We start from the raw sequence: 16,119 nt of genomic DNA on the forward strand, positions 1-16,119 counted from the left end.
TCACATGTGAGAGATCAGCGCATCGCCGAACGCGGAAGAAGACAGCAGCGTGGCGCCGTCCATCAGACGTTCGAAGTCATAGGTCACGGTCTTGGCCGAGATAGCGCCATTGGTGCCTTTGATGATCAGGTCAGCCGCTTCGGTCCAGCCCATGTGGCGCAACATCATTTCAGCCGACAGGATCAGCGAACCCGGGTTCACCTGGTCTTTGCCGGCGTACTTTGGAGCCGTACCGTGGGTGGCTTCGAACATGGCGATGGTGTCGGACAGGTTCGCACCTGGCGCGATACCGATACCGCCGACTTCGGCCGCCAGGGCGTCGGACAGGTAGTCACCGTTCAGGTTCAGGGTCGCGATCACATCGTATTCAGCCGGGCGCAGCAGGATCTGCTGAAGCATGGCGTCGGCGATGGCATCTTTGACGATGACGTTCTTGCCGGTTTTAGGGTTCTTGAACTGCATCCAGGGGCCGCCATCGAGCAGGGTCGCACCGAACTCTTCAGCTGCCACTTCGTAGGCCCACTCCTTGAAGGCACCTTCGGTGAACTTCATGATGTTGCCTTTGTGCACGATGGTCAGCGAGTCGCGGTCGTTATCGACAACGTACTGCAGAGCCTTGCGGGCCAGACGCTTGGTGCCCTGCAGCGAGACCGGCTTGACGCCGATACCGCAGTTTTCGTCGAAACGGATTTTGGTGACACCCATTTCTTCTTTCAGGAACTTGATGACCTTGGTCGCTTCCGGCGAACCGGCTTTCCACTCGATACCGGCATAAATGTCTTCCGAGTTTTCACGGAAGATTGTCATGTCGACGTCGCCTGGCTTCTTGACCGGGCTAGGCACGCCTTCGAACCAGCGTACCGGACGCAGGCAAACGTACAGGTCCAGCTGCTGACGCAGGGCAACGTTCAGGGAACGGATGCCGCCGCCGACTGGCGTGGTCAGCGGGCCTTTGATGGAAACGACGTAGTCTTTGACAGCGTCCAGAGTTTCCTGAGGCAGCCAGGTGTCCTGGTCGTAGACCTGGGTGGCCTTCTCGCCGGCATAGACTTCCATCCAGGAGATTTTGCGATCGCCGCCGTAAGCTTTCTTAACAGCAGCATCGACAACCTTGATCATGACCGGGCTGATATCGACGCCAATACCATCACCTTCGATGAAAGGGATGATCGGGTTATTAGGAACATTGAGAGAATGGTCTGCATTGACGGTGATTTTGTCGCCGACGGCTGGAACCTGAATCTTCTTGTATCCCATGCTGAACTCCGTTGTGTGGATTGAACATCTGGCTGCGCTGGAGCGTAACCCAGTTGAATCTGGACGGGAACCTTATGTTCCATACATCCAGGCCAAAACCTATACTCTTTGCGGCCTACAAGCCTGAAAGCAAAGGGAAAACCGACAAAGTCAGGACTAATCCGATCAGTGTACGGCGCCGCCCCGGCGCGATCCTTTAGACCAAAGAACCTCGCTTTGAATACGCGACCTATCGTCGCAACACTAAAGACCTATGTATAATGCGCCGGTGACCACCGAGTCACACCGGCTGACCGGTCTGGAATGAGACTTTCAAGCCTGAAAACGCCGGGCTGTTACCGCGACCCGGCCGTCCGACGCTCGACTGATGCACCTAACATCACCGCGAAGAAACCTCGACTTTCGGCTCAGGGATGACTTTGAACGAAAGCGCCCACCCCGCGCATCTCGAGATTCCGAGCACGCCTAGCAAAGAAGAGAGTTAATCCGAATATGCCCACCCGCTCGAAGATCATCTACACCTTCACCGACGAAGCCCCTGCCCTCGCCACCTATTCACTGCTACCTATCATCGAAGCCTTCACGGCCTCGGCCGATATCGCCGTGGAAACCCGCGACATCTCTCTTGCAGGACGTATTCTTGCCAGCTTCCCCGAGCAGCTGGGCACAGACAAAGCCGTGTCGGACCACCTCGCCGAACTGGGCGACCTGGCCATCACGCCTGAAGCCAACATCATCAAGCTGCCCAACATCAGCGCATCGGTTCCACAACTCCAGGCCGCGATCAAAGAACTGCAAGCCCAGGGCTTTGAACTGCCGGACTACCCGGAAACCGTGACCAGCGATGCCGACAAGGACGCCAAGGCGCGTTACGACAAAATCAAGGGCAGCGCCGTGAATCCGGTGCTGCGCGAAGGCAACTCCGACCGTCGCGCTCCGCTGTCGGTCAAGAACTACGCCCGCAAGCACCCGCACAAAATGGGCGCCTGGAGCACTGACTCCAAGTCCCACGTCGCTCACATGAGCGCTGGCGATTTCTACGGCAGCGAAAAAGCCGCCCTGATCGACGCCAAAGACAGCGTTAAAATCGAACTGATCGCTCGGGATGGCAACACCACCGTCCTGAAAGAAAAAACCGCCGTGCAAGCCGGCGAGATCCTCGATTGCGCGGTCCTGAGCAAAAACGCTCTGCGCAGCTTTATCGCCGCTGAAATCGAAGACGCCAAGCAGCAAGGCGTGCTGCTGTCGGTCCACTTGAAAGCGACCATGATGAAGGTCTCCGACCCGATCATGTTCGGCCAGATCGTTGCCGAGTTCTATAAAGACGCTCTGAGCAAGCACGCTGACGTGCTGAGCCAGATCGGCTTCAACCTGAACAACGGCATCGGCGACCTCTACGCTCGCATCAAGGCTTTGCCTGCCGAGCAGCAAGCACAGATCGAAGCGGACATCCAGGCGGTCTACGCCGTTCGTCCGTCGTTGGCCATGGTCAACTCCGACAAAGGCATCACCAACCTGCACGTACCGAGCGATGTGATCGTCGACGCTTCGATGCCGGCAATGATCCGTGACTCCGGCAAAATGTGGGGCACCGACGGCCAACTGCACGACACCAAGGCCGTGATCCCGGATCGCTGCTACGCCACCATCTACCAGGCGGTGATCGAGGACTGCAAGCAACACGGCGCCTTCGACCCAACCACCATGGGCAGTGTGCCAAACGTTGGCCTTATGGCGAAAAAAGCCGAAGAGTACGGCTCCCACGACAAAACCTTCCAGATCAAGGCTGATGGCGTGGTTCGGGTTTCCGACAGCGCTGGCCGCACCCTGCTGGAACAAACCGTGGAAGCCGGCGACATCTTCCGCATGTGCCAGACCAAAGACGCGCCGATCCAGGACTGGGTCAAACTGGCGGTCAACCGCGCTCGCGCGAGCGACACCCCGGCGATCTTCTGGCTGGACCCGATGCGCGCCCACGACGGCGTGGTGATCGAGAAAGTTCAGGCTTACCTGAAGGATCACGACACCGCAGGCCTGGACATCCGCATCATGTCGCCAGTCGACGCGATGAAGTTCACTCTGGACCGCACTCGCGCAGGCAAAGACACCATCTCGGTGACTGGCAACGTACTGCGCGATTACCTGACCGACCTGTTCCCGATCATGGAACTGGGCACCAGCGCCAAGATGCTGTCGATCGTTCCGCTGATGAACGGCGGCGGCCTGTTCGAAACCGGCGCCGGCGGTTCCGCACCGAAACACGTCCAGCAACTGCTCGAAGAAAACTTCCTGCGCTGGGATTCGCTGGGCGAGTTCCTGGCGCTGGCAGCGTCCCTCGAGCACCTTGGCACCACCTACAACAACCCGAAAGCCCAGGTACTGGCCAAGACCCTCGATCAGGCCACCGGTCAATTCCTGGACAACAACAAGTCGCCAGCGCGCAAAGTCGGCAGCATCGACAACCGCGGCAGCCACTTCTACCTGGCGCTGTACTGGGCCCAGGCCCTGGCCGCCCAGACTGAAGATGCTGCACTGCAGGCGCAGTTCGGCGAACTGGCCAAGACCCTGACCGAGAACGAAGCGACCATCGTTGCCGAGCTCAATGCCGTTCAGGGCAAACCCGTGGAAATCGGTGGCTACTACTACGCCACGCCAGCACTGATCAGCAAGGCCATGCGCCCTAGCGGAACCTTCAACGCGGCAATCGCTGCGCTGGTTTCCGATAACCTGGCTGCCTGATAGCGTTGCAACACCACAAACCCCGGCCCTGTGCCGGGGTTTGTGTTTTCAGACTTCACACAAATCAAATGTGGGAGCGAGCTTGCTCGCGATAGCGGTTTATCATTCAGCATTGATGTCGACTGTCCCACCGCATTCGCGAGCAAGCTCGCTCCCACATTGGATCTCCGTCGAGCTCAAAGGCAGGTACTTATATGGATTGGCAACCCCACATCACCGTCGCGACAATCGTCGAAGATAACGGCCGCTTCCTGATGGTCGAGGAACTCGCGGACGGACGAGCGGTACTCAATCAGCCCGCCGGACATCTGGATCCCGACGAAAGCCTGATCGAGGCCGCCATCCGCGAAACCCTCGAAGAAACCGGCTGGGACATCGAACTGACCGGCGTCATCGGCATCTACCTCTATACCGCTCCGAGCAACGGCGTGACCTACCAGCGCGTATGCTTTGCCGGCAAACCGCTACAGCATCATCCCGATTATCAGCTGGACGACGGTATTATCGGCCCGCGCTGGCTAACCCGTGACGAACTGCTGGAACAACGCTCATACTGGCGCAGCGAGCTGATCATCCAGTGCATCGACGATTATCTGAGCGGCAAGTTGCACAGTCTCGAGCTGATCCGCCCTTCTGTTTAGCCTTGCGGGCTCCGGCCTGCTAGAATCGCGTCCTTTTTCAAGACACTCATTGAATCCTTATGCGTGATCCAGCCCCTTCTGATACACAAAAGAAGCGCGTCATTGTCGGCATGTCCGGCGGCGTGGACTCTTCCGTTTCCGCTCTGTTGCTGATCGAGCAGGGCTATGAGGTGGAAGGCCTGTTCATGAAGAACTGGGAAGAAGACGACGGAACGGACTATTGCACCGCGATGGACGACCTGGCCGACGCCCAGGCCGTTTGCGACAAGATCGGCATCAAGCTGCACACCGCCAACTTCGCCGCCGAGTACTGGGACAATGTGTTCGAGCACTTCCTGGCCGAATACAAGGCCGGCCGCACGCCGAACCCGGACATCCTCTGCAACCGTGAAATCAAGTTCAAGGCGTTCCTCGACTACGCGCTGATGCTCGGTGCCGACCTGATCGCCACCGGCCACTACGTGCGCCGCCGCGACATCGATGGTCGCACCGAACTGCTCAAGGGCCTGGACCCGAACAAGGACCAGAGCTACTTCCTGCACGCGGTCGGCGGCGAGCAGATCGCCAAGACCCTGTTCCCGGTCGGCGAGCTGGAAAAACCTGCCGTTCGCGCGATCGCCGAGAAACACCAGCTGGCCACCGCGAAGAAAAAGGATTCCACCGGGATCTGCTTTATCGGCGAACGCCGTTTCAGCGACTTCCTCAAGCAATACCTGCCGGCACAACCGGGCGAGATCAAAACCACCGAAGGTGAAGTGATCGGCCGTCACCACGGCTTGATGTACCACACCATCGGCCAGCGCCAGGGCCTGGGCATCGGCGGCCTGAAAGACGCCGGCGAAGAGCCGTGGTACGTGCTGATCAAGGACCTGGAGCACAACGAGCTGATCGTTGGCCAGGGCAATGATCACCCATGGCTGTTCTCCCGCGCCCTGCTCGCCTCGGACATCTACTGGGTCAACCCGGTCGACCTGAGCACGCCACGCAGGCTCACGGCAAAAGTCCGCTATCGCCAGAGCGATCAGCCTTGCACCCTGGAAAAGACCGCCAACGGCTATCGTGCGACCTTTGATGACCCGCAACGCGCCGTCACTCCAGGCCAGTCCGTGGTGTTCTACGACGGCGAAATCTGCCTCGGCGGCGGCGTGATTGAAGTGGCCGAACCCTGGAGCAGCAAGGACCAGCGCCCATGAGCCCGACTCAGGAGCAACTGACCGCGCTGGGCGGCGTGTTTCTCGCCGCGGTGCTGGTCGACAAGATCGCCAGGACCGGCCAGGTCACGGAAGCCGGCCTCGGCTGCATGCTGGGCAGCCTGCTGATCCGGGATCCGAAAGACACCCTGGAAGTCTACGGTGGCGACGACATCAATCTGCGCGAAGGCTATCGCGCATTGATCGGCGCTCTGGAGCGTGACCCGAGCAGCTTGCAACGCGAACCGCTGCGTTATGCGCTGTCGATGCTCGGCCTTGAGCGGCAACTGGCCAAGCGCGCCGACATGCTTGAAGCCATCGGCAAGCGGCTGCCGCAGATTCAGTCCCAGGTCGAACACTTCGGTCCCACTCACGAAAACGTCGTGGCGGCCTGTGGCGCGCTGTATCAGGACACCTTGAGTACCCTGCGCCAGCGCATCCAGGTGCACGGCGACATGCGCAACCTGCAGCAGCCGAGCAACGCCTCGAAAATCCGCGCCCTGCTGCTGGCCGGCATCCGCTCGGCACGCCTCTGGCGCCAGTTGGGCGGCCATCGCTGGCAACTGGTGGTCAGCCGCCGCAAATTGCTCAAAGAACTTTACCCGCTGATGCGCAACAGCTGAACCGCGCCCGCAAGATCTTTTTTGTAATTTGATACGCGTAAGTCGCTGGTCAGTTGGCAACGGACCAGCGGTTTTTTTTCATGTATGATACGCGCCCCATTTCGTTGCCCGACTGTCCGAGAACACCCCATGCAGCTTTCTTCGCTCACTGCGGTTTCCCCTGTTGACGGCCGCTACGCCGGCAGAACCCAGGCCCTGCGCCCGATTTTCAGCGAATACGGTCTGATCCGTGCTCGCGTCACGGTTGAAGTACGCTGGCTCCAGCGCCTGGCCGCTCACCCGGGTATCAGCGAAGTTCCGGCGTTCTCCGCCGAAGCCAACGCGGTCTTGAATACCCTGGCGGAAAACTTCTCTCTGGAGCACGCCGAGCGCGTCAAAGAGATCGAGCGCACCACCAACCACGACGTCAAAGCCATTGAGTACCTGCTCAAAGAGCAAGCGGCCAAGCTGCCCGAGCTGGCCAAGGTCAGCGAATTCATCCACTTTGCCTGCACCAGCGAGGACATCAACAACCTGTCCCACGCCCTGATGCTGCGCGAAGGCCGTGATGACGTCATGCTGCCGCTGATGCGTCAAACCGCTGAAGCCATCCGCGAACTGGCTGTGCGTTTCGCCGACGTGCCGATGCTGTCGCGCACCCACGGTCAACCGGCTTCGCCGACCACCCTGGGCAAAGAGCTGGCGAACGTGGTTTACCGCCTGGAGCGTCAGATCGCCCAGGTCGCTGCCGTTCCGCTGCTGGGCAAGATCAACGGCGCTGTCGGCAACTACAACGCACACCTCTCGGCCTACCCGGAAATCGACTGGGAAGCCAATGCTCGCGCCTTTATCGAAGATGAGCTGGGCCTGGGCTTCAACCCCTACACCACGCAAATCGAACCGCACGACTACATCGCCGAACTGTTCGACGCCATGGCCCGTTTCAACACCATCCTGATCGACTTCGATCGCGATATCTGGGGTTACATTTCCCTGGGCTATTTCAAACAGCGCACCATCGCTGGCGAAATCGGTTCCTCGACCATGCCGCACAAGGTCAACCCGATCGACTTCGAAAACTCCGAAGGCAACTTAGGGATAGCCAACGCCCTGTTCCAGCATCTGGCGAGCAAGCTGCCGATCTCCCGCTGGCAGCGTGACCTGACCGACTCCACCGTACTGCGCAACCTCGGCGTCGGCTTCGCCCACAGCGTTATCGCTTACGAAGCAAGCCTCAAGGGAATCAGCAAGTTAGAGCTCAATGCTCAGAAGATTGCTGCGGACCTGGATGCGTGCTGGGAAGTGCTGGCCGAGCCGATTCAGACCGTGATGCGTCGCTACAACATCGAAAACCCGTACGAAAAGCTGAAAGAGCTGACTCGCGGCAAGGGCATCAGCCCTGAAGCGCTGCAAACTTTCATCGATGCACTGGACATGCCTGCCGAGGCGAAGGCCGAGCTGAAAAAGCTCACCCCGGCCAACTACATCGGCAACGCCGTGGCACAAGCCAAACGTATCTGATCACCGCTTGACCCCTTGAGACGCCCGGCAGCGCCGGGCGTTTTTATTCCCGTCTGAAAAGTGCTTTTTTTCAATAGGTTACACATGAATCCTGACACTCCTCTTCAACTTCTGGGCGGCATCACGGCACGGGAATTCCTGCGCGACTACTGGCAGAAAAAACCGCTGCTGATTCGCCAGGCAATTCCTGATTTCGAAAGCCCGATCGATGCCGACGAACTGGCCGGCCTGGCGCTGGAAGAAGAAGTCGAATCGCGCCTGATCATCGAGCACGGCGAGCGGCCATGGGAACTGCGCCGCGGCCCGTTCGCCGAAGACGAATTCAGCAAGCTGCCCGAGCGCGAGTGGACCCTGCTGGTACAAGCGGTCGACCAGTTCGTGCCGGAAGTCGGCGAATTGCTGGAGCACTTCCGCTTCCTGCCAAGCTGGCGCATCGACGACGTGATGATCAGCTTCGCCGCCCCGGGTGGCAGCGTCGGTCCGCACTTCGACAACTACGACGTGTTCCTGCTGCAAGGCCACGGCAAGCGCAACTGGAAAATCGGCCAGATGTGCGATTCCGAGAGCCCACTGCTCGAGCACGCCGACCTGCGCATTCTTGCCGACTTCGAAGCCACCGCCGAGTGGACCCTGGAACCGGGCGACATGCTCTACCTGCCACCGCGCCTGGCCCACTGCGGCGTGGCTGTCGACGACTGCATGACCTACTCGGTGGGCTTCCGCGCCCCGAGCGCCGCCGAAGTGCTGACCCACTTCACCGACTTCCTCAGCCAGTTCCTGCCTGACGAAGAGCGCTATACCGATGCCGATGCACAGCCTGCCAGCGACCCGCACCAGATCCAGCACGACGCACTCGACCGCTTGAAAGGCCTGCTGGCCGAGCACATGAGCGACGAGCGTCTGCTGTTGACCTGGTTCGGCCAGTTCATGACCGAGCCGCGTTACCCGGAGCTGGTGGTGGGCCCGGAAGAAATCGAAGAAGACGACCTGCTCGCCAGCCTCGAGCAAGGCGCAGTGCTGATTCGCAACCCGAGCGCGCGCCTCGCATGGTCCGAAGTCGATGACGACCTGCTGCTGTTCGCCAGCGGCCAGAGCCGTTACCTGCCAGGCAAACTGCGCGAGTTGCTGAAAATGATCTGCGCCGCCGATGCCCTGCACAGCGACAATCTCGGCACATGGCTGGCCGACGAAGATGGGCGCAACCTGCTCTGTGAACTGGTCAAGCAAGGAAGCCTGGGGTTTGCCGATGAATAAGATTCACGTACGTGTCGCAGACTGGCAAAAGGATAACGCCGAGATCCGGCGCATTCGTGAAGCGGTGTTCGTCGCCGAGCAATCCGTTCCGCCAGAACTCGAATGGGATGCCGACGACGAAAGCGCCGTGCATTTCCTCGCCTTCGAAGGCGACTTTCCGATTGGTACCGCCCGCCTGCTGCCTGATGGGCAGATCGGCCGGGTGTCGGTACTCAAGGACTGGCGCGGACTCAAGGTCGGCGATGCACTGATGCAGGCGGTGATCCTTGATGCCGAGAAGCGCGACCTGAAGCAGCAAATGCTCAGCGCGCAGGTCCAGGCCATGGCGTTCTATGAGCGCTTGGGTTTTACCTTGGTCAGTGAGGAATTCCTGGAAGCCGGGATTCCGCATGTGGACATGGTGCGCCATTCGGCTTGAGACCTGTGGCGAGGGAGCTTGCTCCCGCTGGGCTGCGCAGCAGCCCTAATAATTTTGGGGCCGCTTCGCGACCCAGCGGGAGCAAGCTCCCTCGCCACAAAAGCCCTCAGGAACACCACAAAACGCCCCGCCATCCTCGGATATCGGGGCGTTTTGCTGTCTACGATTCAACTTGCCCCCTCCCGGGCCGACAAACTGGCAATATCAAGACTTTTAAAGGCGCAGATAATGGACATATCCCTACGCACCCTGCTCACTACGCTGCTGCTGACCTGCAGTTTTTCGGTCATGGCCGCCACCGAGATCGTGCCCCTGAACTACCGCACCAGCACCGACCTGCTGCCTGTAGCGCAGAATTTCATCGGCAAGGACGGCAAGGTCAGCGCCTACGGAAATCAGCTGATCGTCAATGCCGAACCCCGCAGGATCGACGAACTTAAGGCCTTGATCGCGCAACTCGACGTTGCTGCCAAGCGCTTGCTGATCACCGTCGACAGCAACGAAAACAACTTCCAGAGCGACCAGGGTTACTCCGTAAACGCTGCCAAACCGAGTCAGACCCGCATCATCAACCGCAGCACCGACAGCCGCGATGGCGGCATCCAGCAGATCCAGGCCAGCGAAGGAGCGCCGGCACTGATCCAGGTCGGCCAGAGCGTGCCGCTGACCACCACCCGGACCGACCCCTACGGCAACCAGCAAAACCAGACGCAGTATCGCAACGTCACCCAGGGCTTCTACGTCACCGCCAGCGTCACCGGCGACATCGTTCACCTGGCGATCAGTACCAACCGTGACCGCATGAGCCAGGAACGTCCCGATGTAGTGAACGTGCAAAGCACTGACACAACTGTCACGGGGCGACTGGGCGAATGGATCACCCTGGCCGGCGTGAACCGCCAGACGCAGGCCGACAAACAGGGTCTGACCCGCAGCCACTCGACTCAGGGCCGGGATGACATGACCCTGCGGGTGAAAGTCGATACTTTGGACTAAAGCACCAAAAACTGACTGATTAGTCGTATTAGACCAAAGATGTAGTGCTTGAAAAAAAGCACTACAAAACGTTTGACGATCGAAAAAAGCAAAGGCATGATGGCCTCGCTCCCGCTAATCAGGGGCCCTGGCAAGGGCCTTCGAGGCGTTGTTCGCACCTACCCCGCGAGCCGTTTCGTGTCTGTACCGCCAACAAGGTGTGTTTGACGAGGTTGCCGACTGGAACGAAGTTGTCCCGAGGGACGGAAGCGTAATTAGGTAACCCGGCACCCCACTGAAGTTCGTATAAAGGCCCACGACGCCCGAATGCGCTCGCCAGTTCGCCCTTACCTGCTCACTTCCCCTCGAGCCCATCGTTCATCCCGTCGCCACCCCCGCCGAATCCGACTTGACCATCTAAGCTTCTGGTCAGCGAGCAGCCTTTACGCCCCTTAGAAAGGCTTATTGGCTGGAGCAAGGAATTTTCCACCGCAGAACAACTTTCCATACAAGACGCGACGAGGTTTATCTCCATGGCACTGACACGCGAACAGCAAATTGCAGCCCTCGAAAAAGATTGGGCTGAAAACCCGCGCTGGAAAGGCGTGACACGCGCTTACTCCGCTGCTGACGTCGTCCGTCTGCGTGGCTCGGTTCAACCTGAGCACACCTTTGCAAAAATGGGCGCCGAGAAGCTCTGGAACCTGGTGACCCAGGGGGCCAAGCCGTCCTTCCGTCCTGAGAAAGATTTCGTCAACTGCATGGGCGCCCTGACCGGTGGCCAGGCTGTACAACAAGTTAAAGCCGGTATCCAGGCGATCTACCTGTCGGGCTGGCAAGTCGCTGCAGACAACAACTCCGCCGAATCGATGTACCCGGACCAGTCGCTGTACCCGGTGGACTCGGTTCCAACCGTGGTCAAGCGCATCAACAACTCGTTCCGTCGTGCCGACCAGATTCAGTGGAAAGCCGGCAAAGGCCCGGGCGACGAAGGTTACATCGACTACTTCGCTCCAATCGTGGCTGACGCTGAAGCCGGTTTCGGTGGCGTACTGAACGCCTACGAGCTGATGAAGAGCATGATCGAAGCAGGCGCCGCCGGCGTTCACTTCGAAGACCAACTGGCTTCCGTGAAGAAATGCGGCCACATGGGCGGCAAGGTACTGGTTCCTACCCAGGAAGCCGTACAGAAGCTGACCGCTGCCCGTCTGGCGGCTGACGTTGCCGGTACTCCGACCATCATTTTGGCCCGTACCGACGCCAACGCGGCTGACCTGCTGACTTCCGATTGCGATCCGTATGACAAAGCGTTCGTCACTGGCGAACGTACCCAGGAAGGCTTCTACAGAGTGCGCGCTGGTCTCGACCAGGCCATCTCCCGCGGCCTGGCCTACGCACCGTACGCCGATCTGATCTGGTGCGAAACCGCCAAGCCGGACCTGGACGAAGCTCGTCGTTTCGCTGAAGCGATCAAAAAGGAATACCCGGACCAGTTGCTGTCGTACAACTGCTCGCCTTCCTTCAACTGGAAGAAAAACCTGGACGACGCGACCATCGCCAAGTTCCAGCGCGAACTGTCCGCCATGGGTTACAAGCACCAGTTCATCACCCTGGCTGGCATTCACAACATGTGGCACAGCATGTTCAACCTGGCGCACGACTACGCCCGCAACGACATGACCGCCTACGTGAAGCTGCAAGAGCAAGAGTTCGCTGACGCTGCCAAGGGTTACACCTTCGTGGCTCACCAGCAGGAAGTCGGCACCGGCTACTTCGACGACATGACCACCGTGATCCAGGGTGGTTCGTCTTCGGTTACCGCACTGACCGGCTCCACCGAAGAAGAACAGTTCCACTGATCGACTTCTTGAGCAAACGGCCATTGCAGAACGAGTAAAGAGCTAACTGCAGTGCCGCACATCTAACGCCCCGACTGGTTCGGGGCGTTTTTTTGCCCCCAATTTCACAAGCGCCACAAATCCCTTGTGGGAGCGAGCTTGCTCGCGATAGCGGTGGTTCAGCCGACATCAATACTGGATGATCAGCCGCCATCGCGAGCAAGCTCGCTCCCACAGGGGGGTAAGCGGTGAGCCGTTCTTCGCGGGCAAGCCCGGCTCCCACAAAAGCACAGCCCATCAAGCTTGCGCCCGCCCTGACACAAAAAATTGATCAAACGCAGTATCCGATCCCGAAAAAGAGGTTAAAAAGGCCGAGCTCGCAACTTGCTGTAACGAGCATGTAAGCACAACTTCCCGACCACCCTCTCGAATAACAGTTTAAAAACCACCCCAAACAATATTGATTATCATTTAGCAGCCAGGCAGTTCATTGCAACACCCACAAGACATAATTGACAAAACCCCGCCTGATGCCCGCATGGTATGGGCTGCGGGGCCCCGGAGGCTCACCATGTCCCTATTTCACTAAATAATTTCGCTATAGAAAATTTACTTGCACGGTGTTTAGCCATAAAATCACCGGGATCGATTGCGCTGCGACATATCGTCACTGCTTTATTTCTTTTCAAGCTCAGAGACCTTTGCTCTCTGTCAAGGATTACCAGCATGCCCGAAGCGACAGGACTCATGGCCCATAACTGGGGCTTTGCCATTTTCCTTTTGGGTGTTGGCGGCCTTTGCGCCTTCATGCTCGGCGTCTCCAGCCTGCTCGGCAGTAAAGCCTGGGGCCGCAGCAAAAACGAACCGTTCGAGTCCGGCATGCTACCTACCGGTAGCGCCCGCTTGCGGCTCTCAGCCAAATTCTATCTGGTCGCGATGCTCTTCGTGATCTTCGATATCGAAGCCCTTTTTCTCTTTGCCTGGTCTGTGTCCGTCCGCGAAAGCGGCTGGACCGGATTCGTCGAAGCTCTCGTTTTCATAGCAATTCTGTTGGCAGGCCTTGTCTACCTATTCCGAGTGGGCGCCCTTGACTGGGCTCCGGAAGCTCGTCGTAAGCGGCAAGCGAAGCTGAAACAATGAGGCTTTGGCGATGCAATACAATCTCACCAGGATCGACCCGGATGCTCCTAACGAGCAATACCCGATCGGCGAACGGGAAACTGTTTCCGATCCGTTAGAAGATCAAGTCCACAAAAACATCTTCATGGGCAAGCTCGAAGACGTGCTGAACAGCACGGTCAACTGGGGACGTAAAAACTCCCTGTGGCCGTACAACTTCGGCCTGTCGTGCTGCTACGTGGAAATGACTACCGCCTTCACGGCGCCCCATGACATCGCCCGCTTTGGCGCCGAGGTTATCCGGGCATCACCGCGTCAGGCGGATTTCATGGTTATTGCCGGAACCTGCTTCATCAAGATGGCGCCGATCATTCAGCGTCTCTACGAGCAGATGCTCGAACCGAAGTGGGTTATCTCCATGGGTTCGTGCGCCAACTCCGGTGGCATGTACGACATCTACTCCGTCGTTCAAGGGGTGGACAAGTTCCTGCCCGTGGACGTCTACGTGCCTGGCTGCCCGCCCCGCCCTGAAGCTTTTCTGCAAGGCTTGATGCTCTTGCAGGAGTCGATTGGCCAGGAGCGCCGCCCACTTTCCTGGGTCGTTGGCGATCAAGGCGTGTATCGCGCCGAGATGCCTTCCGAAAAGGAAAAGCGCCGCGAACAGCGTATTCAGGTAACCAACCTGCGCAGCCCCGACGAAGTCTGATCCAGCTCCGCTCTTACAAAGAAACGAGAAACTGGCTTCATTCTTTACGTTGACCGAAAGCGATAAAAAACCATGACTACAGGCAGTGCTCTGTACATCCCGCCTTATAAGGCAGACGACCAAGATGTGGTCGTCGAACTGAACAACCGTTTTGGCCCCGAGGCGTTTTCCGCCCAGGCCACCCGCACCGGCATGCCGGTGCTTTGGGTTACCCGTGCCAAACTCGTCGAAGTCCTGACCTTCCTGCGTAACCTGCCCAAGCCGTACGTCATGCTCTATGACCTGCACGGCGTGGACGAGCGTCTGCGCACCAAGCGCAACGGGCTGCCGAGCGGCGCCGACTTCACTGTGTTCTATCACTTGATGTCGATCGAACGTAATAGTGACGTAATGATCAAGGTCGCCTTGTCCGAGAGCGACCTCAGCTTGCCGACCGTCACCTCGATCTGGCCGAACGCCAACTGGTACGAGCGTGAAGTGTGGGACATGTACGGCATCCACTTTGCCGGCCACCCGCACCTGACCCGGATCATGATGCCGCCGACCTGGGAAGGTCACCCGCTGCGCAAGGACTACCCGGCCCGTGCCACCGAGTTCGATCCGTTCAGCCTGACCCTGGCCAAGCAACAGCTGGAAGAAGAATCCGCGCGTTTCAAACCGGAAGACTGGGGCATGAAGCGCTCCGGTGCCAACGAGGACTACATGTTCCTCAACCTTGGCCCGAACCACCCTTCGGCTCACGGTGCGTTCCGTATCATTCTGCAGCTGGACGGTGAAGAAATCGTCGACTGCGTGCCGGACGTCGGTTACCACCACCGTGGTGCCGAGAAAATGGCCGAGCGTCAGTCCTGGCACAGCTTCATTCCGTACACCGACCGTATCGACTACCTCGGTGGTGTGATGAACAACCTGCCGTACGTGCTCTCGGTCGAGAAGCTGGCCGGCATCAAGGTGCCCGAGAAGGTCGACGTCATCCGCATCATGATGGCCGAGTTCTTCCGGATCACCAGCCATCTGCTGTTCCTGGGGACTTACATCCAGGACGTCGGCGCCATGACCCCGGTGTTCTTCACCTTCACCGACCGCCAGAAGGCGTACACGGTGATCGAAGCCATCACCGGTTTCCGTCTGCACCCGGCCTGGTACCGCATTGGTGGCGTCGCCCACGATCTGCCGCGGGGCTGGGAAAAGCTGGTGAAAGACTTCGTCGAGTGGATGCCAAAGCGTCTGGACGAATACCAGAAAGCTGCACTGGACAACAGCATCCTGCGTGGCCGGACCATCGGCGTCGCCGACTACAACACCAAGCAAGCCCTGGAATGGGGTATCACCGGTGCTGGCCTGCGTTCGACCGGTTGCGACTTCGACCTGCGCAAGGCGCGCCCGTACTCCGGTTACGAGAACTTCGAATTCGAAGTGCCGCTGGCGGCCAATGGCGATGCCTATGACCGTTGCATCGTGCGCGTCGAAGAAATGCGCCAGAGCATCAAGATCATCGACCAGTGCCTGCGCAACATGCCGGAAGGCCCGTACAAGGCGGATCACCCGCTGACCACGCCGCCGCCCAAAGAGCGCACGCTGCAGCACATCGAAACCCTGATCACGCACTTCCTGCAAGTTTCGTGGGGCCCGGTCATGCCGGCCAACGAATCCTTCCAGATGATTGAAGCGACCAAGGGTATCAACAGTTATTACCTGACGAGCGATGGCGGCACCATGAGCTACCGCACCCGGATTCGTACCCCAAGCTTCCCGCACTTGCAGCAGATCCCTTCGGTGATCAAAGGCAGCATGGTCGCGGACTTGATCGCGTACCTGGGTAGCATCGATTTCGTTATGGCCGACGTGGACCGCTAAGC

General features: G+C 59.0%; 13 protein-coding genes. 12 read left to right on the forward strand and 1 reads right to left on the reverse strand.

Going from position 1 to position 16,119, the window contains the following annotated elements; all coding sequences use genetic code 11:
* Nucleotides 1-1,257: an NADP-dependent isocitrate dehydrogenase gene (icd, locus tag AC3I0A_RS17410; protein WP_489373389.1), complete on the reverse strand. Its 1,257-nt coding sequence runs from the start codon at nucleotides 1,255-1,257 to the stop codon at nucleotides 1-3.
* Nucleotides 1,258-1,749: 492 nt separating this feature from the next.
* On the opposite strand from icd, the gene AC3I0A_RS17415 reads away from it, so the two are divergent.
* The 12 genes from AC3I0A_RS17415 (at nucleotide 1,750) to nuoC (ending at nucleotide 16,117) form a co-directional block, all read left to right on the forward strand.
* Nucleotides 1,750-3,996 (forward strand): NADP-dependent isocitrate dehydrogenase, encoded by a 2,247-nt coding sequence (locus tag AC3I0A_RS17415; RefSeq protein ID WP_489373391.1) that lies wholly within the window; start codon nucleotides 1,750-1,752, stop codon nucleotides 3,994-3,996.
* A gap of 194 nt (nucleotides 3,997-4,190) precedes the next feature.
* Entirely contained in the window at nucleotides 4,191-4,637 is a 447-nt protein-coding gene (locus tag AC3I0A_RS17420) for an NUDIX hydrolase (protein ID WP_489373392.1), read from the forward strand.
* Nucleotides 4,638-4,696: 59 nt separating this feature from the next.
* Entirely contained in the window at nucleotides 4,697-5,830 is a 1,134-nt protein-coding gene (gene mnmA / locus AC3I0A_RS17425) for a tRNA 2-thiouridine(34) synthase MnmA (RefSeq protein WP_489373393.1), read from the forward strand.
* On the forward strand, nucleotides 5,827-6,450 hold the full coding sequence (hflD, locus tag AC3I0A_RS17430; protein WP_489373395.1) for a high frequency lysogenization protein HflD: 624 nt from the start codon (nucleotides 5,827-5,829) through the stop codon (nucleotides 6,448-6,450). The genes mnmA and hflD overlap by 4 nt, the downstream gene beginning before the upstream one ends.
* A 129-nt stretch (nucleotides 6,451-6,579) precedes the next feature.
* Nucleotides 6,580-7,950, forward strand: a complete 1,371-nt coding sequence (purB, locus tag AC3I0A_RS17435) for an adenylosuccinate lyase (protein WP_489373397.1) — start codon at nucleotides 6,580-6,582, stop codon at nucleotides 7,948-7,950.
* A gap of 84 nt (nucleotides 7,951-8,034) precedes the next feature.
* Nucleotides 8,035-9,204: a ribosomal protein uL16 3-hydroxylase gene (locus AC3I0A_RS17440; protein ID WP_489373398.1), complete on the forward strand. Its 1,170-nt coding sequence runs from the start codon at nucleotides 8,035-8,037 to the stop codon at nucleotides 9,202-9,204.
* Complete coding sequence (locus AC3I0A_RS17445) at nucleotides 9,197-9,622, forward strand: GNAT family N-acetyltransferase (protein ID WP_489373400.1); 426 nt, start codon at nucleotides 9,197-9,199, stop codon at nucleotides 9,620-9,622. Before AC3I0A_RS17440 ends, AC3I0A_RS17445 begins: the two co-directional genes overlap by 8 nt.
* A gap of 234 nt (nucleotides 9,623-9,856) precedes the next feature.
* Nucleotides 9,857-10,618, forward strand: a complete 762-nt coding sequence (locus tag AC3I0A_RS17450; RefSeq protein WP_489378531.1) for a secretin N-terminal domain-containing protein — start codon at nucleotides 9,857-9,859, stop codon at nucleotides 10,616-10,618.
* Nucleotides 10,619-11,130: 512 nt separating this feature from the next.
* Nucleotides 11,131-12,456: an isocitrate lyase gene (aceA, locus tag AC3I0A_RS17455; protein ID WP_489373401.1), complete on the forward strand. Its 1,326-nt coding sequence runs from the start codon at nucleotides 11,131-11,133 to the stop codon at nucleotides 12,454-12,456.
* A gap of 705 nt (nucleotides 12,457-13,161) precedes the next feature.
* Complete coding sequence (locus AC3I0A_RS17460) at nucleotides 13,162-13,575, forward strand: NADH-quinone oxidoreductase subunit A (RefSeq protein ID WP_419114387.1); 414 nt, start codon at nucleotides 13,162-13,164, stop codon at nucleotides 13,573-13,575.
* 10 nt (nucleotides 13,576-13,585) lie between these two features.
* Nucleotides 13,586-14,260: a NuoB/complex I 20 kDa subunit family protein gene (locus AC3I0A_RS17465; RefSeq protein WP_489373402.1), complete on the forward strand. Its 675-nt coding sequence runs from the start codon at nucleotides 13,586-13,588 to the stop codon at nucleotides 14,258-14,260.
* 72 nt (nucleotides 14,261-14,332) lie between these two features.
* Nucleotides 14,333-16,117: an NADH-quinone oxidoreductase subunit C/D gene (gene nuoC, locus AC3I0A_RS17470; protein ID WP_489373403.1), complete on the forward strand. Its 1,785-nt coding sequence runs from the start codon at nucleotides 14,333-14,335 to the stop codon at nucleotides 16,115-16,117.
* Nucleotides 16,118-16,119 lie beyond the last annotated feature (2 nt).

The organism is Pseudomonas sp. KH_024_B2 (genome assembly GCF_057839965.1).

Coding starts and splice junctions, on each gene's coding strand:
- icd (WP_489373389.1), bottom strand. CDS start 1,257: ATGGGATACAAGAAGATTCAGGTTCCAGCCGTCGGCGACAAAATCACC.
- AC3I0A_RS17415 (WP_489373391.1), top strand. CDS start 1,750: ATGCCCACCCGCTCGAAGATCATCTACACCTTCACCGACGAAGCCCCT.
- AC3I0A_RS17420 (WP_489373392.1), top strand. CDS start 4,191: ATGGATTGGCAACCCCACATCACCGTCGCGACAATCGTCGAAGATAAC.
- mnmA (WP_489373393.1), top strand. CDS start 4,697: ATGCGTGATCCAGCCCCTTCTGATACACAAAAGAAGCGCGTCATTGTC.
- hflD (WP_489373395.1), top strand. CDS start 5,827: ATGAGCCCGACTCAGGAGCAACTGACCGCGCTGGGCGGCGTGTTTCTC.
- purB (WP_489373397.1), top strand. CDS start 6,580: ATGCAGCTTTCTTCGCTCACTGCGGTTTCCCCTGTTGACGGCCGCTAC.
- AC3I0A_RS17440 (WP_489373398.1), top strand. CDS start 8,035: ATGAATCCTGACACTCCTCTTCAACTTCTGGGCGGCATCACGGCACGG.
- AC3I0A_RS17445 (WP_489373400.1), top strand. CDS start 9,197: ATGAATAAGATTCACGTACGTGTCGCAGACTGGCAAAAGGATAACGCC.
- aceA (WP_489373401.1), top strand. CDS start 11,131: ATGGCACTGACACGCGAACAGCAAATTGCAGCCCTCGAAAAAGATTGG.
- AC3I0A_RS17460 (WP_419114387.1), top strand. CDS start 13,162: ATGCCCGAAGCGACAGGACTCATGGCCCATAACTGGGGCTTTGCCATT.
- AC3I0A_RS17465 (WP_489373402.1), top strand. CDS start 13,586: ATGCAATACAATCTCACCAGGATCGACCCGGATGCTCCTAACGAGCAA.
- nuoC (WP_489373403.1), top strand. CDS start 14,333: ATGACTACAGGCAGTGCTCTGTACATCCCGCCTTATAAGGCAGACGAC.